The sequence below is a fragment of the Agrobacterium rubi TR3 = NBRC 13261 genome (assembly GCF_000739935.1).
In the GTDB taxonomy this organism is placed as follows: domain Bacteria; phylum Pseudomonadota; class Alphaproteobacteria; order Rhizobiales; family Rhizobiaceae; genus Agrobacterium; species Agrobacterium rubi.
The window spans coordinates 254532-281350 of sequence record NZ_BBJU01000003.1 but is presented as its reverse complement, the minus strand read 5'-3'; the positions used below and the strand labels follow the sequence as shown (position 1 = coordinate 281350).

General features: G+C 56.8%; 26 protein-coding genes. 14 read left to right on the top strand and 12 right to left on the bottom strand.

What is annotated here, in order from left to right:
- Positions 1–29: 29 nt before the first annotated feature.
- Positions 30–2102 carry a putative bifunctional diguanylate cyclase/phosphodiesterase gene (locus RRU01S_RS02680; protein ID WP_045228680.1) on the bottom strand — a complete coding sequence of 691 codons (2073 nt, stop codon included), beginning with the start codon at positions 2100–2102 and terminating at the stop codon, positions 30–32.
- 315 nt (positions 2103–2417) lie between these two features.
- On the opposite strand from RRU01S_RS02680, the gene RRU01S_RS02675 reads away from it, so the two are divergent.
- The 4 genes from RRU01S_RS02675 (at position 2418) to pth (ending at position 7289) form a co-directional block, all read left to right on the top strand.
- Positions 2418–3044 carry a 50S ribosomal protein L25/general stress protein Ctc gene (locus RRU01S_RS02675; protein ID WP_045228679.1) on the top strand — a complete coding sequence of 209 codons (627 nt, stop codon included), beginning with the start codon at positions 2418–2420 and terminating at the stop codon, positions 3042–3044.
- A 312-nt stretch (positions 3045–3356) separates the two neighbouring features.
- Entirely contained in the window at positions 3357–5747 is a 2391-nt protein-coding gene (locus tag RRU01S_RS02670) for an EAL domain-containing protein (RefSeq protein WP_045228678.1), read from the top strand.
- A gap of 19 nt (positions 5748–5766) precedes the next feature.
- On the top strand, positions 5767–6483 hold the full coding sequence (locus tag RRU01S_RS02665; protein ID WP_304503448.1) for a substrate-binding periplasmic protein: 717 nt from the start codon (positions 5767–5769) through the stop codon (positions 6481–6483).
- Positions 6484–6572: 89 nt separating this feature from the next.
- Positions 6573–7289 (top strand): aminoacyl-tRNA hydrolase, encoded by a 717-nt coding sequence (pth, locus tag RRU01S_RS02660; protein ID WP_045228676.1) that lies wholly within the window; start codon positions 6573–6575, stop codon positions 7287–7289.
- A gap of 16 nt (positions 7290–7305) precedes the next feature.
- Here pth and clpS read toward each other — a convergent pair whose 3' ends face one another.
- The gene (gene clpS / locus RRU01S_RS02655; protein WP_045228675.1) at positions 7306–7617 is read right to left on the bottom strand and encodes an ATP-dependent Clp protease adapter ClpS; all 312 of its coding nucleotides are present in this window, start codon (positions 7615–7617) and stop codon (positions 7306–7308) included.
- 236 nt (positions 7618–7853) lie between these two features.
- On the opposite strand from clpS, the gene RRU01S_RS02650 reads away from it, so the two are divergent.
- The 4 genes from RRU01S_RS02650 to RRU01S_RS02635 all read left to right on the top strand — a co-directional run bounded on the left by RRU01S_RS02650 (position 7854) and on the right by RRU01S_RS02635 (position 10751).
- A complete protein-coding gene (locus RRU01S_RS02650; RefSeq protein ID WP_045228773.1) occupies positions 7854–8453 on the top strand; it encodes an exopolysaccharide biosynthesis protein in 600 nt (199 codons plus the stop codon).
- Between the two features lie 117 nt (positions 8454–8570).
- Entirely contained in the window at positions 8571–9674 is a 1104-nt protein-coding gene (gene ychF, locus RRU01S_RS02645) for a redox-regulated ATPase YchF (RefSeq protein ID WP_045228674.1), read from the top strand.
- Between the two features lie 154 nt (positions 9675–9828).
- A complete protein-coding gene (locus RRU01S_RS02640; protein WP_244446067.1) occupies positions 9829–10287 on the top strand; it encodes a MaoC family dehydratase in 459 nt (152 codons plus the stop codon).
- Positions 10284–10751, top strand: coding sequence for a MaoC family dehydratase (locus RRU01S_RS02635; RefSeq protein WP_045228672.1), 468 nt, complete (start codon positions 10284–10286; stop codon positions 10749–10751). Before RRU01S_RS02640 ends, RRU01S_RS02635 begins: the two co-directional genes overlap by 4 nt.
- 34 nt (positions 10752–10785) lie before the next feature.
- On the opposite strand, the gene RRU01S_RS02630 is transcribed toward RRU01S_RS02635, so the two are convergent.
- The 5 genes from RRU01S_RS02630 to petA all read right to left on the bottom strand — a co-directional run bounded on the left by RRU01S_RS02630 (position 10786) and on the right by petA (position 15114).
- Positions 10786–11508, bottom strand: coding sequence for a hypothetical protein (locus tag RRU01S_RS02630; RefSeq protein ID WP_045228671.1), 723 nt, complete (start codon positions 11506–11508; stop codon positions 10786–10788).
- Between the two features lie 86 nt (positions 11509–11594).
- Positions 11595–12137 carry an adenine phosphoribosyltransferase gene (locus RRU01S_RS02625; protein WP_045228670.1) on the bottom strand — a complete coding sequence of 181 codons (543 nt, stop codon included), beginning with the start codon at positions 12135–12137 and terminating at the stop codon, positions 11595–11597.
- A 193-nt stretch (positions 12138–12330) separates the two neighbouring features.
- A complete protein-coding gene (locus tag RRU01S_RS02620; protein WP_045228669.1) occupies positions 12331–13218 on the bottom strand; it encodes a cytochrome c1 in 888 nt (295 codons plus the stop codon).
- A gap of 20 nt (positions 13219–13238) precedes the next feature.
- Entirely contained in the window at positions 13239–14522 is a 1284-nt protein-coding gene (locus RRU01S_RS02615) for a cytochrome b (RefSeq protein ID WP_045228668.1), read from the bottom strand.
- 13 nt (positions 14523–14535) lie between these two features.
- A complete protein-coding gene (gene petA / locus RRU01S_RS02610) occupies positions 14536–15114 on the bottom strand; it encodes a ubiquinol-cytochrome c reductase iron-sulfur subunit (protein WP_045228667.1) in 579 nt (192 codons plus the stop codon).
- Between the two features lie 304 nt (positions 15115–15418).
- Between petA and RRU01S_RS02605 the strand changes: the two genes are divergently transcribed.
- Entirely contained in the window at positions 15419–16354 is a 936-nt protein-coding gene (locus tag RRU01S_RS02605) for an endonuclease/exonuclease/phosphatase family protein (RefSeq protein ID WP_045228666.1), read from the top strand.
- Here the strand turns inward: RRU01S_RS02605 and RRU01S_RS02600 are convergent.
- Together RRU01S_RS02600 and RRU01S_RS02595 are read right to left on the bottom strand one after the other, a co-directional pair.
- Complete coding sequence (locus RRU01S_RS02600) at positions 16351–18225, bottom strand: ABC transporter ATP-binding protein (protein WP_045228665.1); 1875 nt, start codon at positions 18223–18225, stop codon at positions 16351–16353. The genes RRU01S_RS02605 and RRU01S_RS02600 overlap by 4 nt on opposite strands.
- Positions 18226–18421: 196 nt before the next feature.
- Positions 18422–20278, bottom strand: coding sequence for an ABC transporter ATP-binding protein (locus RRU01S_RS02595; RefSeq protein ID WP_045228664.1), 1857 nt, complete (start codon positions 20276–20278; stop codon positions 18422–18424).
- A 76-nt stretch (positions 20279–20354) separates the two neighbouring features.
- Here RRU01S_RS02595 and RRU01S_RS26030 point away from each other — a divergent pair, with 76 nt between their 5' ends.
- From RRU01S_RS26030 to RRU01S_RS02585, 3 genes are all read left to right on the top strand, one after another.
- Positions 20355–20540, top strand: coding sequence for a hypothetical protein (locus RRU01S_RS26030; protein ID WP_131367748.1), 186 nt, complete (start codon positions 20355–20357; stop codon positions 20538–20540).
- A gap of 148 nt (positions 20541–20688) precedes the next feature.
- Positions 20689–21150 carry a tRNA (cytidine(34)-2'-O)-methyltransferase gene (locus RRU01S_RS02590; RefSeq protein ID WP_045228663.1) on the top strand — a complete coding sequence of 154 codons (462 nt, stop codon included), beginning with the start codon at positions 20689–20691 and terminating at the stop codon, positions 21148–21150.
- A 189-nt stretch (positions 21151–21339) separates the two neighbouring features.
- On the top strand, positions 21340–22992 hold the full coding sequence (locus RRU01S_RS02585; RefSeq protein WP_045228662.1) for a Na/Pi cotransporter family protein: 1653 nt from the start codon (positions 21340–21342) through the stop codon (positions 22990–22992).
- Between the two features lie 2 nt (positions 22993–22994).
- On the opposite strand, the gene RRU01S_RS02580 is transcribed toward RRU01S_RS02585, so the two are convergent.
- Complete coding sequence (locus RRU01S_RS02580; RefSeq protein ID WP_045228661.1) at positions 22995–23270, bottom strand: hypothetical protein; 276 nt, start codon at positions 23268–23270, stop codon at positions 22995–22997.
- Positions 23271–23394: 124 nt separating this feature from the next.
- Here RRU01S_RS02580 and hemF point away from each other — a divergent pair, with 124 nt between their 5' ends.
- Both hemF and RRU01S_RS02570 read left to right on the top strand, forming a co-directional pair.
- On the top strand, positions 23395–24306 hold the full coding sequence (hemF, locus tag RRU01S_RS02575; protein ID WP_045228660.1) for an oxygen-dependent coproporphyrinogen oxidase: 912 nt from the start codon (positions 23395–23397) through the stop codon (positions 24304–24306).
- A 122-nt stretch (positions 24307–24428) separates the two neighbouring features.
- The gene (locus RRU01S_RS02570; protein WP_045228659.1) at positions 24429–24695 is read left to right on the top strand and encodes a hypothetical protein; all 267 of its coding nucleotides are present in this window, start codon (positions 24429–24431) and stop codon (positions 24693–24695) included.
- Positions 24696–24907: 212 nt separating this feature from the next.
- On the opposite strand, the gene RRU01S_RS02565 is transcribed toward RRU01S_RS02570, so the two are convergent.
- Both RRU01S_RS02565 and RRU01S_RS02560 read right to left on the bottom strand, forming a co-directional pair.
- A complete protein-coding gene (locus RRU01S_RS02565; RefSeq protein WP_045228658.1) occupies positions 24908–26170 on the bottom strand; it encodes a CCA tRNA nucleotidyltransferase in 1263 nt (420 codons plus the stop codon).
- Entirely contained in the window at positions 26167–26802 is a 636-nt protein-coding gene (locus RRU01S_RS02560; protein ID WP_045228772.1) for a CoA pyrophosphatase, read from the bottom strand. Before RRU01S_RS02560 ends, RRU01S_RS02565 begins: the two co-directional genes overlap by 4 nt.
- Positions 26803–26819: the final 17 nt, after the last annotated feature.

Genomic DNA, 26819 nt, shown 5'->3' with positions numbered 1-26819 from the left:
AAAAAAAGCGTTATCCGCATCGATGCGATTTAGCTCGCCATTGGCAGCGCCGCACGATCTTCGACCATATCGTCATCGACATCCAGGTTCACGATGTCATCAATCGTAGAGGCTGGTCCCGGACGCCCGAAATAGAAGCCCTGAACATGCTGGCATCCCTCGCGCAACAAGAACTCCATATGTTCAGCCGTCTCAACACCTTCAGCGAGCACCGGAATATTGAGGCTGTTGGCTAAAATCAGGGTCGATCGAACGATGGCCTGAGACTGGATGTTCGTCGCCAATTCCTCCACAAAGCCGCGGTCGATCTTGATCTTGTCGAATGGAAAATTCTGCAGCGTCGAGAGCGACGAATAACCCGTACCATAGTCATCCATGGCGATGCGAACACCAAGAGCCTTGAGGCTGCGGATCGTGACCAGTGCATGGCGGTAGTCGGCAAGAATACCGCTTTCGGTGATCTCAAGTTCAAGCCTTCGCGGCTCCAGCCCACTATCGTGGAGGCTACGCTTGACCTTGTGAACGAAGTCGGAATCGGAAAGCTGCAAGGGCGCGACATTAACGGCGATGTCGAGCGGATTTTTCCAACGCACGGCCTCAAAACAGGCTTCGCGAAGAACCCACTCCCCCATCTCGATGATGAAGCCCGTCTTTTCCGCAATCGGAATGAACTCGACTGGAGAGATCAATCCGCGTTTCGGGTGGTTCCAGCGCAGCAGAGCCTCGAAACCGATGATCTGGCTCGTCGAGGTGTCGTTCTGCTGCTGGAAGTAAAGCTCGAATTCACCCCTGGCGAGACCCGAGCGCATGCTGATCGCAAGCGCGTTGCGTGCACGCGAGGCGTCATCCATGGATTTATCGTAAAAGCAGATGGTACCGCTCACGTCGCCCTTGGCGCGGTACATTGCGACATCGGCTTGTGAAATCAACGTGTCGGCGTTTTTTAAACCCGAACCGGCCACCGAAACGCCGATACTGGCGCCGACCGATAAAACCGTCTCTTCCCATTCGACGGGCTTGACGACCTCGGCCAGAAGCCGCCGTGCAAACTCCAGTACGTCCGATTTCGAATAGTGCCGATGCAGCACCGCGACAAACTCGTCGCCGCCCATACGCGCGATAAATTCGCCCGGCGCCAGAGCACTCGTCATCCGATCTGCCAAAGCGCGTAACACGGCATCGCCCGCGCCATGTCCATGAACATCGTTGATTTCCTTGAAGCGATTAAGATCGAAAGATAAAAGCGCGATCCGTGCGGTTGGATCGGCGCTTCGCGTCAACAAGCCGTTCAGATGCTCGTGAAAGGCCGCACGGTTGGGAATGCCCGTCAGAGCATCGTGCAAGGAGAGATGGCGATACCGCGCAACCGCCTGCATGCTGCTTTCCGTATCGATGACATAGGTCGAAAAACCCACGGCCAGAAGAACGAATGTAATCATCACGGCAGCGCTGGCCATGACGCTTGGAGACACCAGCGTGGTGGGTATGATGACTGAGGGGTCGAACACGACAGAGATAGCGGTCATGCCGGTAAAATGCGTTGTGCCAATCGCCAGGACGAGAGACGTCATGCCGCCATATTTACAAAGCCGACTTATTGGCCGTACGATCCTGCTGGTTGCCAGAACGCCGAAAACAGCGCTTAGAACAAGCGAGGCGATGACATAGGTCTGATCCCAGACGATCTGTCCCTGCACGATGTAGGCCGCCATGCCGGTATAATGCATACAGGCAATCCCGACCCCGATGATCAAGCCGCCAGCTTCCACCAGCGGGGTCTGTCCACCATAGGTCGCCACGGCAAACCCCGCCATTGTGGCGGCAATGGCAATCAAAAGAGACAAGCCGGTCAATGCCGGAAGAAATCCAATGATGCCATGGCTTTGATAGCCCAGCATTGCAACGAAATGCGTCGTCCAGATCGTGACACCACCGATCATACCGGTCAAAAACAGCCAGTTCGCACGCTGAATGGCGCTGGCTTGACGCGCCCGTATGAACAGACGCATCGTCAACAGACATCCCAACAGGCAGATAGTGACGGCCGTTATCGTAAAACGAAAGTCATGAGCGACGGCAAGACAGTTCAGGATTTGGTACATCGGCATCACGCAAAAGTTGAAGTGTGCGCTACCGTACATTGATCAGGTTTTTAGCGCGTTTACCGACGTGGATAAGCAGGAATTAATGGTTTTCCTCAAATGGAGGAAATTGCGCGCTTCCAAAGCGGATGCAACTTGGAGATAGGAGCAGATGAGCTAATCACGCTTGCCTTTAACCCCTCTTTATACTATAGCGCCCGCATCCGTGTAGACACCCTTGGAGGCAACGCGGGCGAGACAGGCTTTGATAAGCCTTCTCCAGTTCGATCCGGTACGCCGGAACGAACTCTCCAGACAACCTAAAAGGATTATGCCATGAGCAAAGAATCTTATGAGCTCAAGGCCGAAGCGCGCGAACGAGTTGGTAAGGGGTCCTCTCGTGAACTACGTCGCAACGGTTTGATTCCTGCTGTCATCTATGGTGACAAGCAAGCCCCAATTTCTATCGCGATTTCGACCAACGAAGTCACCAAGCGCGTTCAGGCCGGCGGTTTCATGACCACCGTTGCAACGCTCAACGTTGACGGCAAGAAGTACAAGGTCCTGCCAAAGGACTACCAGCGCGACCCGGTCCGCGATTTCATGGTGCACGTAGACTTTCTGCGCGTCTCCGGAAATTCGCAGGTTACGGTTGAAATCCCGGTCCACTTCATCAACGAAGACAAGTCCGAGATCAAGACCGGTGGCGTTCTGAACATTGTTCGTCACACGATCGAAGCGCACGTTCCGGCAAACGACATTCCAGACTCGATCACGGTCGATCTGGACGGTCTCAAGATCGGCGACAGCGTTCACATCTCGCAGGTCAATCTGCCGAAGAATGTTGTTCCAACGATCACAGACCGTGACTTCACCGTCGCAACAATCGTGCCGCCAGTCGTCGCTATCGTGGACGAAGTCGAAGAAACAGTCGAGACAACAGAAGAAGACAAGTCCGAGTAATAATCGGCCTTCCGCGCTTTTTCAGTGCTCTCTATCAAAGCCTCGCATCGCAAGATGCGGGGCTTTTTTCATGCGCTTTGGCCGCACCGAAATACGTCAAAAATATAACTGCTTTTTTAGCAACGATTAATCATTCCCGGCAACGATAAGTCAAAACTTTAGGTTTAGGACTTCAATATTCGCACGTTAGAGGCACTGGTCGGCTTCACTAAAAATCTGACGCTCGTATTGTATTTTAAAGACGGGGCTTTATCGCGTGAGCTGGGAAGCCAGCGCGGCAAGGGTTGAAGATAAAGGACGGAAGCACAGCATATGACCCATTCCGTAGAAAGTCGCTTCATCGCGATCGTTTCCGGCGCACTTTTCGTGCTGGTCGTGCCGCTTTTTACCATTCTGCTCGTCCTTTCCCAACACGAAACCGTTGCCAATCAAAGAGACCGCCTCGAAATCCTTCTCGTTGCCAACACGCAAGCGCTCGGCCGCCCCCTGTGGGATATGGACGATGAAAGCATCAACCAGATCACCGGAACATTGGTGACCGACCCCGCCGTCTACATGGTCAAAGTCCGCGACACCTTCGGCCAACTGGACATCACCCAGACAGCGGGCTCCCACACCTCCACCGACACGTCATCCATCACCCGCGACATCACCTACAAGAACACGGATGGCGACACGAAAGTGGGAACCATCACCGTCTATTTTCAAAATGTCGGCATTCTCACGACATTGAGCAATATCGAACTCGCCGCCATCTCCATCTTCATTCTGGCGATTCTCGCCATCTTCGCAGCCGCCATCATCGGCAACCGGCTGATGGTGATGAAACCGCTTCTGCGCCTGACAGCCGCCATTGAGGCGACACGCAGGCTTGGCTCGCGGCACCATGTCGACTGGCGCTCCAACGACGAGATGGGGCGACTGGCGAAAAGCTTCAACGAGATGCAAATCCAGTTGGAGCGGGAAGAGCAGGAAATCAAAAATGCACACCGGCGCACCAGCGAGATTTACAATCGCACGCCGGCCATGCTGTTTTCGCTCGATCCGGCAGACCGTATCGCAGCGGTCAGCGACTATTGGGTCGAGGCCACCGGACACAAGCGCGAAGAGGTTTTAGGCCGTGATTTCGCCGACCTGATCCTTCCCGAAGACCGCGCCCGTTTCGTTCTTCGCAAACACAACAACGCCACCACGGACGGCATGGCGGGCACCGCCGAGTTCACGGTTCGCTTTCAGTGCGGCGATGGTCGCCTCATGGACGTGCTGATCGCAGAAAAGGCATTGCGCCTCGATGATGGTCACCATCGATCCGAGGGTTTGAGCGTCATGACCGATGTCACGGAACTGCGCCGTTCCGAACAGCGCAACCGGATGCAAGCCATTTCCGACCACCTGACCGGCCTGTTCAACCGCCAGGGTTTCGAAGCCATTCTCGACACAAAGATACTGGAAGCAGATGAAGACGGTACGGAACTCGCCTGCCTGTTCATTGATCTTGATCGCTTCAAGATCATCAACGACAATCTTGGCCACGCGGCCGGCGACGCGGTTCTCAGGGAATTCGTCGAGCGCTTGACGGCATTGTTGACGCCCCTCGACAACGCATCTCGTCTTGGCGGCGATGAGTTTGCCATTCTTCTGACCGGCCCGATGACGGAGACACGGGCGACGAAAATTTGTGATGAAATCTGCGCGATTTTCGACACGCCCTTCGATGCGAACGGCAATAATGTGCGCCTCAGCGCCAGCATCGGCCTTGCTCTCTACCCAACCCATGCAAAGACGGCGTCGGAGCTTCTACAGAACTCCGACATGGCTATGTATAGCAAGAAACGGGCGGGCAAGAACGGTGCGCAGATGTTCGATGCTACCATCATGAACAAGGCCCGTGAACGCGCCGAGATCGAACAGGACATCGAGCAGGCGCTTGAAGAGAACTGGCTGGAGGCGCATTTCCAGCCAATCCAGCAATTGTCCAACGGCGCGACGCTCGGCTTCGAAGCCTTGATGCGTCTCAATCATCCGCGCAAGGGACTTTTGTCGCCCGCCGCCATCATCAGCGTGGCCGAAGAAAACGGCACAATCGGGCGCATCGGCAACGTCATTCTGGAACATTCCATCAGAAATCTGGCCAAGCTGTCGCAATTGCCGGGACTGGAAGACGCCTATGTCGCGGTGAATTTTTCCGCCATGCAGTTCGAGCCAGGTCTGCCCACGCGTATTGCTGGCCTTCTGTACCGACATAAGATCGTGCCCAGCAGAATGGTCGTTGAGATCACCGAGGCGGTGTTGATGCATGACGACCCGCAAATTCGCGCCGTCCTTAATGCCATTCGCCAACTGGGTTGCCGCATCGCGCTGGACGATTTCGGCACCGGTTACTCCTCGCTCAGCTATCTCAGCCGCTTCCCGGTGGATATCGTCAAGATCGACCAGTCCTTCACGCGCTCGATCGACGACAGCATCAACGACATCAGCCAGAGAAGCCGCATGCTTGTCGAAGGCATCAGCGCCATCTCTCACAAAATGAACTGCGTGGTGATCGCCGAGGGTATCGAAACCGATGAGCAAAAGGCCATGCTCAAAGACATCGGTGTGGATTGCGGCCAGGGCTATCTCTTCGCACGGCCACAGGCCATCAGCGTCTACATTGCCGCTTACGAGAAACACAATGACAATCTGAATGCGAAGGTGGGGACGTAGCGTGTTCGGGAGGAGACCAGTGTTGCGAACGGCAGGACTATTGCTGGCTGTCTTGGTAGCCCTGCCCTTGCACGCAGCACAAATTCATGTCTCCACCGAGGAATACCCACCCTACAATGTTCGTGGCAGCGACGGCAGACCGACCGGCGTCTATATGGACCAGTTGAAGATCATCTTCGAGCGCACGGGCGTAAGCTACGACGCAACCATTCTTCCCTGGGCACGCGCCATAGCGCTGGCGGAAACGACACATAGCTATTGCGTGGCGGCCGCCGCACGCACCCCTGAACGCGAAAACAGGTTCAAATGGATATCGCCCATCCATACGGACAGAAATGTTTTGGTTGCCCGGAAAGACGCGCATCTCGATGTGAAAACGATCGAGGATGCAAAACGCTATTCGGTTGGCACACAGAGAGACGACTATACGGAAACGCTTTTAAGATCGCTGCACTTCACGCGCATCGATCTGAGCGCAGATTTCGAAACGACCCATACGCGATTGTTGAGCGGCCGCATCGATATGATGCCAATGTCTGAAAGCGCGTTGAGCAAGCTCTCGGGAGAGGATCTGGTCGAAGTGGCCGTTTTGGCCCAACAGTCGCTCGGCATGGCATGCAACAAATCCGTGCCGGACGGCCTCATCCGCAAAATGCAGAGCGCGCTGGACGCATTGATTGCTGACGGCACGCAGCGCCGGATTTACGAGAGATATGGCCTCGTCATCCGCAACTAGAGCCATCGTTTCAGACAAAAACGTTGACACCCGCCGCTTTTTTCGGTGGTGAAGGGCAAACGTCAAATCGAACTCAAGCGGACACCTCCATGATCATCATTGTAGGCCTTGGCAATCCCGGCTCGCAATATTCAGGCAACCGGCACAATATCGGCTTCATGGCTGTCGATGCGCTGCAACGCCTGGCCTCATTCTCCCCATGGTCGAAAAAGTTCAAGGCGGAAATTTCCGAGGGCGAAATCGGCGGCGAAAAGGTGCTGTTGATGAAGCCGCTGACATTCATGAACCTGTCGGGTGAATCCGTTGGCGAAGCCATGCGCTTCTACAAGGTGAAAACCTCCGACATCATCGCCATTCACGACGAGCTCGATCTTGTCGCCGGTCGTGCCCGTATCAAGGTCGGCGGTGGTCACGGCGGGCACAATGGCCTCAAATCTATTGATGCCCATTGCGGCAAGGACTACCGCCGCCTGCGGCTGGGCATCGGCCATCCCGGTGACAAGGAGCGCGTCAATGGCCACGTGCTGGGTGACTTCGCCAAATCCGACAAGGTGTGGCTCGAGCCCCTGATCGACGCCATCGCCGACAATGCCGAGATGCTTGTGAAAGGCGAGGACTCGCAACTGATGAACAAACTTGCGCTCGCTGTCGGCGTAAAGAGCGAAGAAAAGAAAGAAGCCGCTGCCGCAAAGCCCGCCGCCAAGTCTCACATCCATCAGGCCCGCAATTCCGCCCAGCCAAAGAAGCTGCCGGAAACGGGGCCTATGGCTGAAATGTTGAAGCGGATGTTTGGCAAGAAGGATTAGATGCAGGAAAGCAACGTCACTCTTCCGGCTCCGTCGTAAACATCAGCGGATACCCCGCCTCCTTGGCAAGATCAATCGCCTCCTTGGCTTTGGTCTCTGCAATATCGCGCGTACAGACAACCACGACGGCAGACCCCATCTGGTGTGCAATCAGCATCACCCGACGGCCGGTTTCCTCGCCCATCCGGAACACGGATTTCAAAACGATGGTCACGAATTCACGCGGCGTATAGTCGTCGTTGAGCAGAATGACCTTGTAGAGCTTGGGACGCTCCAGCTTCGGTGTGGTCTTCAGTTTTGGCTTGAGATCGACAGCGTCGTCACTCATGGGGAGCCCCGTTTATGACATCGAAAATTAAAACGCTCATAGGTCATCGTGCACCCTATCTCGGTTTTCTTCAAGAGGATGCCGGTTGCAGAAGGACAATACAAACCCCTGTGCAACACAGTATCTAACACCGCAGCGCCAGACACAACAGTGCCGCGGCTTTCGCGACAAACAGTACCATGATTGCTTGAAACCCTGGCTCTCGTCACCATTTCTTCGCTATGACACATCAGACCATGGCGGCATTGTTGAAAGGTTTACCGGACGAACTGCCGGAAAACGTGACGTTGGCAGGGTTGCTGGATAAGTTAGGCGATAAGGCGATTGCCTTCGTTCTTCTGGTTTTTGCCATTCCCGCCATCATCCCCACACCCGGCATTCCGGCTGGGATGATCTTCGGCACCGCGCTCGCCATCCTGTCGCTTCAGATCATTTTTGGATCGCGGCGCTTGGTCCTCCCGGGTTTTCTAGGTCGCCTTTCGGTCTCCCGCTCCCTCATTCAGATGACGGCGGATAGGGCGGCACCGCGTCTGGCGAAGCTGGAAGCACTGCTGCGTCCGCGCGGCCATGTGCTATCCAAATATTTGGGACACGTTGCGATCGGCCTCGTCATTTTCCTCATGGCGGTGCTGATAGCGCTGCCCATTCCCTTCGGCAACATGCTGCCGGGGCTGGCGGTCCTCGCCATCGCGCTTGGGCTGGCACAGCGCGACGATGTGGCAGTGCTGATCGGGCTCTTGCTTGCCATCCTGTCCGTGTTGACAAGCGTCGCCATTATCTATGGCGGCTGGGCGTTGATTTCGGGCTGGTTGGGAGTGGGGCAGCCAGCCGCCTAAAACTTGCTTTTGCAGGGAATCCTGAAGGTTTGCGGCATCAAGGCTTGACCTTGCCCTGCCCATTCCGCAAAAGGCTGGCTAACGGAATTCTTGAGAAAACAGAGACAGGTTCAAGCCATGGGCTTTAAATGCGGTATCGTCGGTCTGCCGAATGTCGGCAAATCCACACTCTTCAACGCGCTGACGAAAACGGCGGCGGCCCAGGCGGCAAACTATCCCTTCTGCACCATCGAGCCCAACACCGGCGAAGTGGCGGTGCCGGACCCGCGCATGAAGGTGCTGGCCGATATTGCCGGCTCCAAGGAAATCATCCCCACCCGCATTTCCTTCGTGGATATCGCCGGTCTGGTGCGTGGTGCCTCCAAGGGTGAAGGTCTGGGCAACAAGTTCCTCGCCAACATTCGCGAAGTGGATGCCGTCGTTCACGTCCTGCGCTGCTTCGAAGACGACGATATCACCCACGTCGAAGGTCGCATCAACCCTGTCGGCGATGCCGATACGATCGAAACAGAATTGATGCTCGCCGACCTCGAGAGCCTTGAGCGCCGCGTCGAACAGACGCGCAAGCGTGCGTCCTCCAAGGACAAGGATTCGCTGGCGCAACTGCCCGTCATGGAAGCGGTGATCAAGCTTCTGAACGACGGCAAGCCCGCCCGCCTTCTGTTGAAGACACTGGCCGACGACGAAATCGACGTGCTGAAGGGCCTCAACCTTCTGACCTCGCACCCCGTGCTTTACGTGTGCAACGTTTCGGAAGCCGATGCCGTAGATGGTAACGAGCACACCAAGGCAGTTGCCGATATGGCAAAGGCGCAGGGCGCGGAATGCGTAATCATTTCCGCTGCCATCGAATCGGAAGTCGCGCAACTGCCCGAGGACGAATCCAAGGAGTTCCTGTCCGCTCTTGGTCTGGAAGAAGCCGGTCTCGACCGCCTCATCCGCGCGGGTTACCAGTTGCTCGACCTCATCACCTATTTCACCGTCGGCCCGAAGGAAACGCGCGCCTGGACCATCGTGCGCGGTACCAAGGCGCCCGGCGCTGCTGGCGTCATCCACACCGACTTCGAACGCGGCTTCATCCGCGCCTTCACCATCGCCTATGACGACTATGTCGCCTTTAAGGGTGAAGTGGGCGCCAAGGAAGCGGGCAAAGGTCGCGACGAAGGCAAGGAATATGTGGTGCATGACGGCGACGTCATCCATTTCCGCTTCAACACCTGACGCAACACCATTCTAAGAACAGGCCCGCACCGCGTCGCGGGCCTGTTCATTTCAGATTGCGTATATTCGTCTCGCCATCAATAATTTTACCTTTACGTAAACGGCAGGGTTACGATACGCTTCGTCCATACGTCAGCGAAGGAGGAGTTCGCCGGTGCAATATAGTTTTCAGGATTTTACGGTCGGACGGCGTTTTCCGCTTGGGCCCAAGACAGTGACCGCGGAGGAAATCATCGAATTCGCATCCGAATTCGATCCGCAGCCCATGCACCTGTCCGAAGACGCTGGCAAAGCGAGTATTCTGGGTGGCCTTGCAGCCTCCGGCTGGCACACATGCGGCATGCTGATGCGCATGACCGTAGACAGCTATATCAGCCATTCTCCGTCTCAGGCTGGTCTGGGTGTCGATTACGTCGAGTGGAAAAGGCCCGTGCTTGCAGGCGATACGCTGAGCGGTACATCGACAGTGCTCGAGCAACGCGTATCAAAATCGCGCCCCGGCCTGGGTGTCATCAAGCTGCGCCACGAACTGCAAAATCAGCACGGCGAGACGGTCTGCGTGGCGCAACTGAACGCCATGCTGGCAACGTCGATGAACGGTGCGGTATCATGAAGTTCATCGATCTTTATCCCAGCGACATCAAACTCGAACTTGGCACGGTCCATTTCTCCGCCGAATCCATCATTCGTTACGCGAAAAAATTTGATCCGCAGCCGTTTCATCTCGATGCTGAAGCGGCTCGAAACTCGGTTTTCGAAGGGCTCTGTGCCTCCGGCTGGCAGACCAGTGCATCCTGGATGAAGTGCTTTCTTGCCTATTGGGAGCGGGAAGCCGGACGCCTGATATCTGACGGAATCCAGCCGCCAAAGCTCGGCCCCTCCCCCGGCTTCCGCAATATGACATGGCATCGTCCGGTCTATGCGGGCGACGATGTGACGTATTTCAGCACTATGATCGCCTCGCGCCCCCTCGCGTCGCGTCCGGGCACCTTCATGAACACGACCCTCAATGAGGGCATCAACCAAAAGGGTGAAACGGTTGTAACCTTCGAGAGCAGCGTCCTCGAATTCGAATAGCGCAGAGTTGCTGCGTTGCGGTTCGGGACGCCGTTTAGCGACCGCCAGTCCAGATCGGAAGCCCGGTCGCTTCGGCAACTTCGGGATCAGCGGTGTAGACCGGCAGACCTTTTTTCTGCATGCCCTTCAAAGCATCCAGATCTGGACCGCTGTGGTTTCTACGCAGGTTCTCGGTATTATAAATGTGACCTGTGGAGGTGGGATTGATTCCGGCAATGACCACGGCCTCCGCTCCGCTCTGAAGCGCCAGCATAACGCCGATCACACCATTCGAAAATTTCGTCTGGGGATCGATTTCAAAGTTCATCTTGCCCGTCATGGCGTAGACAAGCGCAACCCGGCGATTGCGGTCCGCGACGCGTACATCATCATACATGTAGTCGAAGCGGCCAAGCCCGGCTTTCAATCGCCTCACGCTATGCTGCCACAGCAACACGTAAAGCGTTCCGGTTCTCTCGCCATTCAGCACACGGCGGACCTCTTTCGCATTGGTGTTGGTGCCCTCGATCTGGTTGAACATCATCAACGTCATATCCGGCTTCTCTACGCCCCATTTTTTCGCGACAGTCTGCGAGGCGTTGATGGATATGGTCACGTAAGAGCGATCAAAACCGAGGGGCATGGATGAATTCGGTGCCGAACCGACCACGACGACCTTGCGGCCTTTCAAAGACGGATCGGCCCATGGCTGCGGGCGAGACACGTAATAAGACAGCGATCGGAAGATCAACGTTTTCAAATGTTTCAGACTTTTCATAGATTCTCCGATCGTCGCAAACAAAAGAGCGCACGGCTGAAGACCGGGCTGGGCTCGATGTCTTTATGTGCGTTGAAAAGCAGGGCTCAGTGCCCTGAAAACTCCACCAGGGTGCGCACTTCCACACCCAGCGCTTCCAGTTTCTTGCGACCACCCAGATCAGGCAGATCGATGACGAAGCAGGCCGACACGATTTCGGCACCCATCTGGCGCAGAAGCTTGACGGCACCTTCCGCAGTTCCGCCAGTCGCAATCAGATCGTCAACGAGAATGACCTTTTCGCCCGGCTGCACGGCATCCACGTGCATTTCCATCTCGTCGACGCCATATTCCAGGCTGTAGGCCACGCGCACGGTGGTGTGGGGCAGCTTGCCCTTTTTGCGGATCGGCACGAAGCCGGCGGAAAGCTGATGCGCGACAGCACCACCCAGAATAAAGCCACGCGCTTCCATGCCCGCGATCTTGTCGATTTTCGTTCCCGCATAGGGCTGCACCAACTCGTCAACGGCGCGGCGAAACGCGCGGGGATTGCCCAGAAGCGTCGTGATGTCACGGAAGATGATCCCAGGCTTGGGATAGTCCTCGATAGAACGAATGGCAGCAGCAAGCTCCGAGGCAATAACGGTCATTGAATTTCCGATGGTTTCTGGATGGATCTGATGTGGTGAGACCTTAGCAATTCGCACGCGTCGGACCAATAGAAAATACCGAACATCTGATCCAGCGATAATACCGTCCACTTTCCACTGCCATATCGCAGAAACGAAAAAGCCCTCCCGGATGAACCGCGAGGGCTGATGCTTGAAGCAATAATGACGGAGTTTAGTGTTCTTTTCTGGAATATACGGACTTCTTGGTCAGATAGATCAGTGCTGTAAAGATCAGCAGGAACACGATGACCATAAAGCCTGTGCGCTTGCGCTCTTCCAGGTGCGGCTCTGCCGCCCACATGAGGAAGGCTGCCACGTCATGCGAATATTGCTCCACAGTCTGCGGCGAACCGTCATCATATGTCACCTGATCGGCGCTGATGGGCGGCGCCATCTTGAGCGCAGACGCGCTGGCAAAGTACGGATTGAAGTGCGTACCCTCGGCCACCTCGATACCTTCCGGCGCATTCTGGTAACCATTGAGGAGAGCGTGAATATAATCCGGCCCGCCTTCCTGATACCCACCTACAACCGGAATCATATCGATGAGGAACTGCGGGAAGCCGCGCTCGACGCCACGGGCTTTCGCAAGAAGCGACATATCCGGAGGTGCAGCGCCGCCATTGGCTGCAGCTGCTGCCTCATGGTTTGGATAGGGCGACGGGAAGTGGTCGGACGGAACAGCCTTGCGGGTGAACATCTCGCCATCGGCGTTCGGGCCGTCCTGCACTTCATATTCCGCAGCGAAAGCTTTGACCTGATCTTCCGAGTACCCCATGTCCTCCAGTGTACGGAAAGACACCAGACTCATGGAGTGGCAGGCGGAACAGACTTCCTTGTAGACCTTCAGTCCGCGCTGGAGCTGCGCCTTGTCATACTTTCCGAACGGACCCGCAAAGGACCATTTTTCTTCATGCGGCTTGAGGATGGGGAAATGCCCGCCCGCAATCGCGTGTTCCGCCTGTGTCTTGAGATCATGGCTTTCTTCTGCGGCTTGAACCGCAGAGGAAAAACCACCCATGACAGCGATAAGCGCGATGCTCGTTACAAGCTTTTTCATTGTAATCGTCCCTCTCGCGCTCATATTTTCACAGCCGCCGCAGGGGCGGCGGCGGTCTTGCCATTCTTTTCCAGAACAGCCTCGGTAATCGAATTCGGGATACGCCTTGGCGTCTCAAACAGGCCGAGAAGCGGCATGATGATGAGGAAGAAGCCGAAGTAGTAAATCGTGCCGAACAGAGCCATCTGCGTGTAGAGGTCCGAAGGCTGCCGTGAACCCAGCCAGCCGAGCAGGATGCAGTCAGCCACGAAAATCCAGAAAAACAGCTTATACCAAGGACGATAGACCGCCGAACGAACCTTTGATGTATCCAGCCATGGCAGGAAGAACAGCACCACGATGGCACCGAACATCACCAGAACGCCACCGAGCTTGGAATCGATCGGGCCGATATTAAAGGTAATGGCGCGCAGCATGGCGTAAAACGGCAGGAAGTACCATTCCGGCACGATATGCGCCGGTGTCTTCAACGCGTCGGCCATGATGTAGTTATCTGGGTGGCCGAGGAAGTTGGGCATGTAAAAGACGAAGTAGGCATAGACGAGCAGGAAGACGGAGATGCCGAGCGCATCTTTCAATGTTGCGTAAGGCGTGAACGGAACCGTGTCCGTCTTCGTCTTCACTTCAACGCCCGTCGGGTTGGTCTGGCCGGTGACATGCAGCGCCCAGATGTGGAGGATAACGACACCCACGATCATGAAGGGCAGCAGGTAGTGAAGCGCAAAGAAGCGGTTCAGCGTCGGCTGATCGACGGCAAAGCCACCGAGCAGGAACTGCTGGATCCACTCACCCACGCCCGGAAACGCCGTGAAGAAACCAGTGATAACCGTTGCACCCCAGAACGACATCTGACCCCAAGGCAGAACGTAACCCATGAAGCCTGTTGCCATCATCAGAAGGAAGATGACGCAGCCGAGAATCCAGAGGATTTCGCGAGGTGCCTTGTACGAGCCGTAATAGAGGCCGCGGGCAATGTGCAGGTAAACGGCAATGAAGAAGAACGACGCACCATTGGCATGCATATAGCGCAACAGCCAACCGTGGTTGACGTCACGCATGATCTTCTCGACCGAAATGAACGCAACCGATGTTTCGGCGGCGTAGTGCATGGCCAAAACGACGCCGGTCAGGATCTGTACGATCAACATGACGGCAAGCATGGCGCCGAAGGTGTAGGCATAGTTCAGGTTGCGCGGTACCGGATAGGCTATGAAGCTGTCATAGACCATACGTGGCAAGGGCAAGCGAGAATCGACCCATCTTTCGATACCGGTCGAGGGCTGGTAACTGGAATGACCACTCATTTCAAATGTCCCCTTATCCGATTCTGATCACGGTATCGGATGTGAATGCGAAGGTCGGAATATGCAGGTTTTCCGGCGCTGGACCTTTGCGAATGCGGCCCGCCGTATCGTAGTGCGAGCCATGGCAGGGACAGAACCACCCGCCAAAATCGCCGGCCTGACCCAGCGGAACACAACCCAGATGCGTGCATGAACCGATCATGACGATCCAGTTTTCCTTGCCCTGGCCGGCTGAACGGTCGATGTCGGTTGCCTGGGCTGCGGCATCGAGATTGGCGTTGCGTGCAACCGGGTCTTTCAGATCGGCCAATTGAACGGCATTGGCTTCCTCAAGTTCTTTTGGCGTGCGGTTGCGGATGAAGATCGGCTTGCCGCGCCATTTCACGGTAAGCGACATGCCCGGCTCGACGCTTGCCACATTCACTTCGATGGATGCCAGCGCCAGGGTGGACGCATCGGGGCGCATCTGGTCGATGAAAGGCCAAACGGCAGCACCGGCGCCAACGACACCGGCCATACCCGTCACCAGATAAAGAAAATCGCGACGGGTGGGCTCACCCGCAGCGTCATGATCATTTACGTGCTCACTCACTGCTACACCATCCTCTGCGCTGATTTCGTTGAAAGTCGCATGAGTCCTCCAGCTCTGTTTTGATCCAGGACAAACTCGATCCCCCGTGTCCTGGTCAGTGCGCGACGATAAATCGCGCCTATACTGCTTGATCGCAAAATATGGCGGACCTTGGCAAGAGGAAAGCACACAAAGCTGCCGTAATTCTGCCTTCGCTGTCCATTTTTCTCCGCTTTTCCAATGCTGCTGTCCATCCTGCAACATTGTGCGGGCAATTGCCGCATGATAATCAGAATCAGGGAGAGCCCGTAAACGAGGTTTTGATGTGAAAGCTAGGCTCACCTGCATTGCCGCGTCTGCGATCACACTTGCGCTGAGCGTGATAAGTATCCGTTATCTCGTGGATTTCTGGCTGCTCGCCTTCGTCAACAGTTTCCAGCTTCACATCGCGGTTCTGGCGGCTGTCGGCGCAACATTGTGCCTCCTCGTTCTGCGCTCCCGCATCTTCATCGTGCTCTTGGCATGGGCGTTCATGCTGAGCGCCCATGCGCTGTACATGCACCAGGAATTCGTGACGCAAGCCTATGCACCAGAAGGTGCGAAAGCCTTCAGGCTTTTATCCTTCAACGTGTTGATGGAAAACGCGGCGAATGCCGAATCAATTGCCGATATGATTACGGCATCGAATGCCGATGTCGCTTACGTGATGGAAGCCGCAGCACTGACGAGCGTTTTGCCTCGTCTCAGCCAAACCTACCCGTACCGGATTGGCTGCGGGCAAGGCACGCAGTCCTGCGATCTGCTGATACTGTCGAAACGTCCGCTTGAGAATGCCCGCATCGGCACATTGAGTTATGTCAGCCGGGAGCGCTTCGGCATGGCAACAGTTGACCTCGACGGCATCAAGCTCACGCTTGCCGCGGCCCATCTGGCAAAACCCTATTTCGATGAGTATCACCGCAACGAGTTGAACCGCATCCGCTCTGCGATCTCCTCCATCACAGGACCGCTCATCCTCGGCGGTGACTTCAATTCCGCCAGCATCGCACCGGATATGGAGGATTTTCTGCTGTCAACCGATCTGAAGAAAGCGCCGTGGGAACCTGCCACATGGCCCATCGAAGCCGGGCAATTCGGCATCGCCATCGATCATATATTCGCCCGGAAACCGGCAACCTTGATGAAACTGGAGCGCCTGCCGGACAATCTCGGCTCCAACCATTATGGGCTGATAGCCGATTTCGCGATCGTTTCGCCTTAAACAGACGCCGCCGCCTCGTCTGGCGAGAGAAACCCGCCGGACTGACGCGTCCATAGCTCGGAATAAAGCCCGCCGCTTTCAACCAGCTGCGTATGGGTGCCCTGCTCTACGATGCGCCCGGCATCCATGATGATCAACCGGTCCAGCGCAGCAATCGTGGAAAGGCGGTGGGCAATGGCCAGCACGGTCTTGCCGCGCATCAACTCATCCAGATTACTCTGAATGGCCGCTTCGACCTCGGAATCAAGCGCCGATGTCGCTTCGTCCAGCACCAGAATCGGCGCGTCCTTCAGCATGACTCTGGCGATCGCAATGCGCTGGCGCTGACCGCCGGACAGTTTCACCCCCCGCTCGCCGACATGCGCGTCCAGCCCCTTGCGGCCTCGCTGGTCTTCCAGACGTTCGATGAAGTCATCAGCCTTGGCGCGTCGGATAGCCGCCAGCAACTGCTCCTCATCGGCATCCATGCGCCCGAACATGATGTTATCGCGAATGGAGCGGTGCAGCAGTGAGGTGTCCTGCGTGACCATACCGATATGCGCGCGCAACGTTTCCTGACTGACCTTGGCGATATCCTGCCCGTCGATCAGAATGCGCCCCTTCTCGACGTCGTAGAAACGCAGCAGCAGATTGACGAGTGTGGACTTGCCCGCCCCTGAACGGCCCACGATACCTACCTTTTCGCCAGGCGCGATATCGAGGTTCAGGTTGTCGATAACGCCCTTGCTGCGTCCGTAATGAAAACTGACATTGTCATAGCGAATACCGGGTTTGGATACGACCAATGCCGGTGCACCCGGCACGTCCACCAAATCGATCGGCTGAGAAATCAACTCGGCGGCATTTTGTACGGTGCCGAAATTGCGCATGATCCCGTTGAACTGCGTCATCAACCGGCCCAGCAGGAAGTTGAGACGCAGCACAAGCGCCAGCGTAAACGCGACTGCACCGGAACTGATGCGACCCGACAGCCACAGATCGATACAGAGCGCTGCCATCGACGTGATCATGATGCCGGACAGCAGCGCCATGGAGGCTCTTACGCCGGTGATGAAACGCGTGAACATCATGGTCTTCGACTGGAAGATATCGAAACCATCACGCATGTAGCGGTCGTTTGCGTCGTCACGGCCAAACAGCCGCAGCGTCTGGATATTGCCGTAGGCATCCACCATGCGGCCAGACAGCATGGATGCGGCCTCCGCCGTTTCGCGCGAATGCCTGCGAATGCGCGGCACGAAATAGCGCGCCAGCATCGAGAAGATACCGACCCAGACCACCACCACCACGGCCAGACGCCAATCCAGCCCGCCAATCAAAAACAGCATCGACACAGAGTAAATACCGACGAACCAGACGCTTTCCATCAGCGATGTGACGAGGTCGCCCGCTGCCTGCCCGCCGGACCAGACTTTGGTCACGATGCGACCGGAAAAATCATTTTGGAAAAAGCTCAGCGATTGGCGCGCCACATGCATATAGGATTGCCAACGCACGAGATTATAAAAGCCGGGCGTGATGATCTGTTGATCCACCAGCGCCGTGACCATGGTGACGACGAAGCGTACAACCGCAATCAGAACCAGCATGCCGATCAGCTCATAGCCATGATCGGCAATCAGCCCTGTCCATCCCGCACCCGGCTTGACAGTGGACAAAATATCCACCAGCCGCCCGACAAACCAGAACAACGCCGCCTCGATAGCCGCCGTCAGCCCACCCAGAACCAGCATGGCAAAGAACGGCGTTTTGGCTTGCCTGAGATAAAACCAGATAAAAGCAAAGGTATCTTCGGGCGGACGCAGATCGTCCTTGCGGGCGAAGGGCTTGATCCAGTTTTCGAAATAGCCAAAAATACGGGTGATGATCATTGATTTTGTATAGGTGGAATTCGGCCACGGGCAAAGCTGTGGGGAGATTATATTTTGGTAATCATCCCTCGACTTCCGTCACCCCGGCCTTGGCCGGGGTCCAGTGACCTGACGTCCGTCAGGTCAGAAGACTCTCTTGCGCCGCCGACGCGGCGCTGCTGGATACCGGCTCAAGGCCGGCATGACGGCGGGGGTCCTACTCCCCCGCCACCTTCATATCCGGTTCTTCCTCCGCAATGAATCCACCGGACTGGCGCAGCCACAGATCGGCGTAGATACCGCCGTGTTCCACCAACTCCCCATGCGTGCCAGCCTCGACGATCTTGCCCTTATCGAGAATGATCAGGCGGTCCATTTCCGTCAGCGTCGAGAGACGGTGGGCGATGGCGATGACGGTTTTGCCTTCCATAAGCGCAAACAGGTTCTCCTGAATGGCGGCTTCCACCTCCGAATCCAGCGCCGAGGTCGCCTCGTCGAGAATGAGGATCGGCGCGTTTTTCAGGAAGACACGGGCGATGGCGATGCGCTGGCGCTGGCCGCCGGAAAGCTTGACGCCGCGTTCGCCCACCTGCGCATCCAGCCCCTGGCGGCCGTGCATGTCGACAAGCGTTTCGATGAAGTCCCACGCATTGGCGCGCTTGGCCGCTGCGATAATCTCCTCGTCGGATGCGCCCGGATGGCCATAGGCGATGTTTTCGCGAATGGTCCGGTGCAGCAGCGACGTATCCTGCGTGACGACGCCGATCAGCGACCGCAAGCTATCCTGCGAAACCGTGGAAATATCCTGCCCGTCGATGAGGATTTTGCCCGATTCCAGATCGTAGAAGCGCAGCAACAGGTTCATCAGCGTCGTCTTGCCAGCACCGGAACGACCGACGAGGCCTACCTTTTCACCGGGCTTGATATCGAGCGAGAGGCCTTCGATGACGCCCTTGTTCTTGCCGTAGTGGAAACGGATGTCCTCGAAGCGGATTTCGCCTTTGTGCGCCGAAAGTCCGGGTGCGTTCGCAGCATCGACGATATCGTGCGGCTTGGACATCATGCTCATACCATCGTAGACCGTGCCGATATTTTCAAACAGCGACGTGACTTCCCACATGATCCATTGCGACATGCCGTTGACACGCATGGAGAGGCCGATGGCAACCGCCACGGAACCGACCGAGACCGAGCCCATCATCCAGAAATAAAGGCCGAGCGTAGCAGTCGAAAACATCACCAGCGCATTGTTGATATCGATGCTGATGTTGAAGGCGGAGATGCGGCGCATCTGCCGGTGGACGGTGTCCAGAAACACGCTCATTCCTTCACGCGCATAGATTTCCTCACGACCCGCATGGGAAAACAGCTTGATGGTGGCGATGTTGGTGTAGCTGTCCACGATGCGGCCCGTCATGAGAGACCGCGCATCGGCCTGCTCGCTGGCGAGGCGACCGAGTTTCGGCACAAAATAGGTCAGTATCGAGATATAGGCGCACAGCCAGAAGAGAAGTGGCAAAGCCAAGCGCCAGTCTGCAGCCGCCACCATGAACAGCATCGAACCAACGAAGCTGATGGCATAGACGAAAACGTCGATGACCTTTAGCGCCACTTCGCGAATGGACAGCGCCGTCTGCATGACCTTGGTCGAAACACGGCCTGCGAACTCATTGGCGAAGAAGGTCATGGAATGGCGCAGCAGAAAGCGGTGCATGTGCCAACGGGCAATCATGCCGAAGTTTCCCGCCAGCGTCTGGTGCATCGTCATAGTGTGGATGGTGCCCATCAACGGCAGGGCCACCAGCACGAGGCCACCCATGACAGCGAGATGCCAGCCCTCGTCCTGAAGGAAGGTTTCGCGGTTGGCCGTTGCCAGCCAGTCCACGATGTTTCCGAGGAACTGATAGAGCATTACTTCCGCCACCGCGATGCCCATGGACATCAGGCCCAGAAGAAGCAGCCAGGGCGCGGCGGGTTTGACGTAATGCCACATGAACGGCAACAGCCGGTTGGGCGGCACGACGGGCGTGGCTCCGGGAAAGGGATCGAGACGTTTTTCAAACCAGCCGAACATGGCCTAGCTCCGGACAGAAATATCCCGAAAAAACGGCGCGGAGCAAAAAAGCTCCCAGAGCCAGCACGGGAAGAAAATGGAATATGGCCGCAACAGCCACATGACGATACTTGAAGCAGGAAATGCGGATAAACCGCTGGAAACACCTAAGCCTGTAAAGGCGATACAATGGCCGAGAGGCGATATTGAACAATCTTATTCATCTGAACCTCCGTGGCTGGTGTTGAAGATGCGCCCTTGTAGCTCAAAAAATATGCATTGACCAGCACCAAACCGTCTCGAAAGTAGCAAAACTGGCCGTAACACGCGCGTGTGTCTGCGTGACAACAACGCCGGTTGTGCGGCTTGCTTGTTTCTACATTCCCCGTCGTGATAAGTCCGGGCACACTGCCACGCGAAAGAGAAGACACATGCCCGACCTCAGGATTGCTCTCTATCAACCGGACATTCCCGGCAATACTGGCACCATATTGCGGTTAGCGGCGTGTCTGGGCCTGAGCGTCGATATCATCGAACCGGCGGGCTTCGACATCTCAGACCGCAACCTGAAACGCGCAGGCATGGACTATATTTCCAGCGCATCGCTCACCCGCCACGTCAACTGGGAGCACTTCGAGGAATGGCGCGCCACGACCGGCAGACGCCTGCTGCTGGCCTCCACCAAAGCCGCCCTGCCCTATGTCGATATTGCCTATCGCCCCGACGATATCCTGCTGTTCGGACGCGAAAGTGCTGGCGTGCCGGACCATGTGCACGACAAGGCCGACGAACGACTGATCATTCCCATGGTCGAAGGCCAGCGCTCCATCAATGTCGCCATGTCGGCGGCGATGATATCAGGAGAAGCCTTGCGCCAGACGGCGTGGGCGTAAGCGCCATTTCACTTCAAAATGTCGTAATCAGCCCTGTACGGTGGCGTATTTCGGGCCTATGTTTATTAGCCAACTAAAGATTCCGCCTTCCGAAACGTTTTGCGCATACCGTCGTCCGAACGCGCCATCGGTTTCGGGCAAGGCCATGCGTTCACAATAAGAATACTGACGGAAGGAGGGCGACCAAGCATGCAATCCACCATCATTATCGTCAATCTGTTGGGCGCTGTCGCCCTGCTGTTGTTCGGCCTCGCGCAAGTGAAAGACGGCGTGACCCGCGCTTTCGGCGTCAAGCTCAGAACAGTGTTGGCGACGGGCACCAAAAGCGCGCTGCGTTCGCTGCTGTCAGGCTTCCTCGCCACCATCGCCCTGCAAAGTTCGACCGCCACCGCACTAACGGTGGCGTCCTTCGCCGAGCGTGACCTCATCCGCCCGCGCATGGCGCAAGTCGTGCTGCTGGGCGCCAATATCGGCACCGCCGTCACCGCCTGGATTTTTGCGACCGGCGTGGCCTGGCTGTCTCCGATGCTGATCCTGACAGGTCTGATCGTACGCAAAGGCGCCTCCAGCGCGCGTCAGGGCAGCGGCACCGCATTGGTCGGCGTTGGCCTGATGCTGTTGTCACTCCATCTGCTGAGCGCGGCGACCGAACCGATGCGTGATTCCCCCGCGCTGGGTGCCTTCATCGGCATGCTGGATGATGCGTGGCCCGTCGCACTTCTGCTGTCGGCGGCTTTGGCCTTCGTTTCATCCTCCAGCCTTGCCGTCGTGGTCCTCATTCTGTCGCTTGCATCCGCCGACATCCTGTCCACCGGGCTCATCATCGTCCTCATTCTGGGCGCAAACCTCGGCGGTGCGATCCCGCCCGTCGTTGCCACGCTGTCTGCACCGGCATCGGCGCGCCGCATCACCATCGGCAATCTCGTGGTGCGGGCCGCAGGCTGCGCCATCGCCCTGCCGTTGGCGGGTTATGGGGCGGAGTTGCTCCAGAAACTTCCGCTGGCGCAGGCCATGCTGCCGGTGGATGCGCATCTGATCTTCAATCTGGCGCTCGCCACCATCGCATGGCCCTTCTCCGGTCTGATCTCGGACATGATGGCAAAGATGGTGCCGGATGACCCGCAGACAGATGAAGGTCCGCATTTTCTCGATGCCGATGCGCTCGACACTCCCGTTGTGGCGCTCGCCAATGCTACGCGCGAAGTTCTCGTGGTCGGTGACACCATCGAGCGGATGCTGATCCGTGCCGAAAATGCCTTCAAGCACAATGATCTCGCCCCGCTTGCCGAAATCATAGCGCTCGAAAAGAAGGTCGATACGCGCCAGCAGGATGTGAAGATTTACCTCTCCCAGCTGGGTCGCAAAGGACTGGACGAGCACGATGCCCGCCGCTCCATCACCATCATCGATTACGCCATCAACCTCGAGCATATCGGTGATATCGTTGAAAAAGGGCTGGCCGAACAAATCCGCAAGAAGATCGTCAACGGCTTCAAATTTTCCGATGAGGGATATGACGAACTGAAAACGCTGTTCGATATGACCATCGAAAACCTGCGCGCTGCACAGAGCATTTTCGTAACAGGTGATTTCGACCTCGCCCGCCGTCTGATGGAAATCAAGATCGATATCAGGCGGCTGGAAAAGCAATCATCAGGCCGCCATCTGGAACGGCTGCGGGATGGCCTGATGCAGAGCCTGCAAACCAGCTCGCTACATCTGGATATGTTGCGTGACCTCAAGCGCATCAACGCCCTCATCGTCTCCGTCGCCCACCCTATTCTCGATCAGGGTGGCGTACTGGGAGAAAGCCGCCTGCGCGCCGCAGACAACCGGTCGTAACATCAGTCGGCAGATGGCAGGCGGCGCATGGTGAACTCTATGCGGTCGCCTTCAAGCGTTCGCCAGCTTTCCACTTCGGTCCAGTAGGCCGCCTTGGGAAACTCGTCGAACCATTCCTTGGCTTTGGCACGCGCCTCGCCCCGCGTCAGACAGAAGGTCTGGCGCACGAACATGCCCTGCTTGTTGTTTTTGCGTCCGCCAGCGGCCTCGTCCTGCCGGTGGGCGTCGAGCCTGCGTTTGAGGCCAGCCAGGGGTGGCGGTCCGGTAAATTTCGTCATGACACTCACCTCTCTTTTCAAAAGATAGTGTGAGACCCGGCGCTTGGCGAGTCGAATTTGTGTCTATGCCGCGTGGCTGATAAACCGGGCTGGACTCAACGATTCGACTTGAAGGACATCGGATATGGAACGGCCCGTTTTGCCGAAAGGCTTGCCCGACGACATCGAGGACAAGAAGGCGCTGGCCAAGGCATGGTTCGAAAGCCTTCGCGATACCATCGTCGCCTCCTTCGAAACCATCGAGGATGAGCTGGAAGGCCCGCTGGCCGATCAGGAGCCAGGCCGTTTCGTTCAGAAAGAATGGCAGCGCGACAATGGCGAAGGCGGTGGCGGCAAGATGTCGATGATGGAGGGCCGTGTCTTCGAAAAAGTCGGCGTCCACACCTCCACTGTCCATGGTGAATTCTCGCCGGAGTTTCGCGGACAGATACCCGGTGCGGAAGAAGACCCGCGCTTCTGGGCCTCCGGCATTTCGCTGATCGCGCACCCCGTCAATCCGAACGTTCCAGCCGTGCACATGAACACCCGTATGGTCGTCACCTCCAGCCACTGGTTCGGAGGCGGAGCCGATCTAACGCCGGTTCTCGACCGACGCCGCACGCAGGACGACAATGACAGCCTCATCTTCCACCGCGTCTTCGAAATCACCTGCAACAGGCACGCCGTGGCGGATTACCCGCGCTACAAGCAATGGTGCGACGAGTATTTCCATCTCAAACACCGCAATGAACCGCGCGGCATCGGCGGCATCTTCTTTGACTGGCTGCATCCGGATGAGGAGAAAGGCGACTGGAACGCCAATTTCGCTTTCGTGCAGGATGTGGGGCGTGCTTTCAACCTAGCCTATCCGAAAATCGTGCGGGGCAATTTCAACCAGCCCTGGACGGAAGAGGACCGCGACGAGCAGCTGATTCGCCGTGGCCGCTATGTGGAGTTCAACCTTCTTTACGACCGAGGCACGATTTTCGGTCTGAAGACGGGCGGCAATGTGGACTCGATTCTATCATCGCTTCCGCCTGTGGTACGCTGGCCCTAAGAGATCACGAAAAATTTCACATTTGTTAACGGTTTCGGGCCGGATTTAGAAAATTAGCTCTTATGAAAACACAGACACGGTGATAGCCTCCAAGTTGTAGATGGACTGGAGGAGATATCATCATGATTACTTCGAACAGCATGCCCATTTCTGACCTCGGCAGAAACCAATCTCAGGCCTTGCCCACCCCCGAACTGATCAACCGCCTGGCATCCGAAATGCGGGCCGTCGGCGACAGGGAACTTCCACTTTCCTTTTATGCCGAACAGGTCAAGCGCAAGCTTGCCAATGAGGCCGCCGCCAATGACGACAGGGTCAAACTGACCCGAACACCGGCCGCCGCGACATCATCCGTGTTCCACTGCTGGGCGCTGCCAGAGACAGTCTGACGAAACATCTCCCGCATCCATTGTTGAGGAGAAGGGCAGAACCTTTCAATCGAGAGGTTCGGCTCAACCCTTCATATAGGGAAGCATATCATCAAACTGCTTGACTGTGAAAACGCTGATGCCCTGTTGTGAATGCCCCGCGCGCGCAGATCACATTGCAAAACGGTCATTTACGAAAACATCAATATCCGCATTCCGGATGAGAAGGCTTATCAGGCGTGATTGCTAATGACGGTTTCAAGCCGGGCGGTAAGTGCTGCCCGGTCGAGTGAGAAGTTGAATTCGATCCACTTTTCTTCAAGCTCGCTCAAAATCTCTCCCACTTTCGGCCCAGGCGAAACACCAGCTGCCAAAACGTCCGCGCCTGTCAAAGGGAAACTCGGACGCTCAAATTTCTGCGCGCGGTCTAAGAGCGTCGAAAATCTCGCGATCTTCTGCATAGCCACTTCACCGGCAGAGACATCCGCTCGCGCAGCCGCCAACGATAGCTTCAGACGCAAAATCACGCCTTCGACGCCCTGCCGGTAAAGCAGTCGGTCAAAGGCTGCGTCGGTTATAGCAGGATCAATCACGGGCGCAGAAGCCCATTGCTTAAGACATTTGGCTTCTGCATTCGACATACGAAGCCGTGCCGTCATTGCAGCAACGCGCTCTTCGTCAGGCGGCACAATCGAGGCAAGACGCATCAACGCGTCCGGCTCCCATCCAAGGGCCTGTTCGGCTGCCACGAGACCGTGGATGGCATCGATGCCCCACTTCTCGGTCTCCGGCAGCACCTGCGCCAGTACGCCGGATTGCCGCATCCACAACAGCGCCCGTGAAGGGTCTGTTGCAGACAGCAGCTTTTTCATTTCGCTCCAGACGCGCTCAGCCGACAGCGTGGAGAGCTTGTCCTTGGCGCGCGCGCTGGCCCGCAGACCATCGGCATCCGGGCGACCAAACCCGTAATGGGCAAAAAAGCGGAAGAAGCGCAGAACGCGCAGATAATCCTCGGCGATGCGGGTATCGGCATCGCCAATGAAGCGGACGTTGCGCTTTTCGATATCAGGCAAACCGCCAATGAGGTCGATCACCTCACCCGAGGCATCCGCGTAAAGCGCATTGATCGTCAGGTCACGGCGCTCCGCATCTTCCTGCCAGTCCGTGCCGAAAACCACCTGCGCGTGGCGACCATTCGTCTCCACGTCTTGGCGCAAGGTGGTGACTTCGAAGCCTTCACCATCCAGCACCAGCGTTACGGTGCCGTGCTCGAAACCGGTCGGGACGGCCTTGATTCCAGCTTGTTTGGCGCGCTCGACCACGTCCTGTGGCGGCAACGTCGTGGCGATGTCGATGTCGCCCACAGGCATGCCCATTAAAGCATTGCGCACGGCTCCACCCACGATCCGCGCTTCGCCACCATCGGCATTCAAAAGCGCCAGTATCCGCTGTAGCGACGGTTTGGAAAACCAGTCCTGCCCGGCAATGTTGCTCATGAATAAAACCTTTCGTAGATGCTGCGCACGATGCCCGCCGTAATGCCCCAGATATAGCGTTCGCCATAGGGCATTTCGTAGAAAAACCGCTCCCTCCCCTGAAAGATGCGGCTGCCGCGCTTGTGATTGTCAGGGTTCATCAGAAACGAAAGCGGCACCTCGAAAACCTCGTCCACTTCTGTCGGGTTGAGGGTCAGATCAAAGCCCGGCTTGACCACTGACAGCACCGGCTTGATGCGAAAACCCGTGCCGGAAATATAATCCGGCAACCGCCCGACGGTCTCGACAAAGGAGCGCGACACGCCGATTTCCTCTTCCGTTTCGCGAAGAGCAGCATCTTCCGGTGAGCGATCTTCCTTGTCTATGCCGCCACCGGGAAAGGAAATCTGGCCGGAATGCTTGCGAAGTGTCGCCGTGCGCTGGGTGAAAATGACCCGTGCTTCATCGCCATAATCCACCACCGGCACCAGCACCGCGGCATCCTTCAGTCGAATACCCTCACCCGCTAATCGTATACCCGGGTTGAGAACATGATCGCCATTGTCACCGTCCTCCCGCTCGGCCACGCCCTCACCTTCCGAAAGAACACGATGCCGGAAATTGGCGGCTGAGAAAAATGAGAGATCATCCATGGTAGGCAAAACCACCG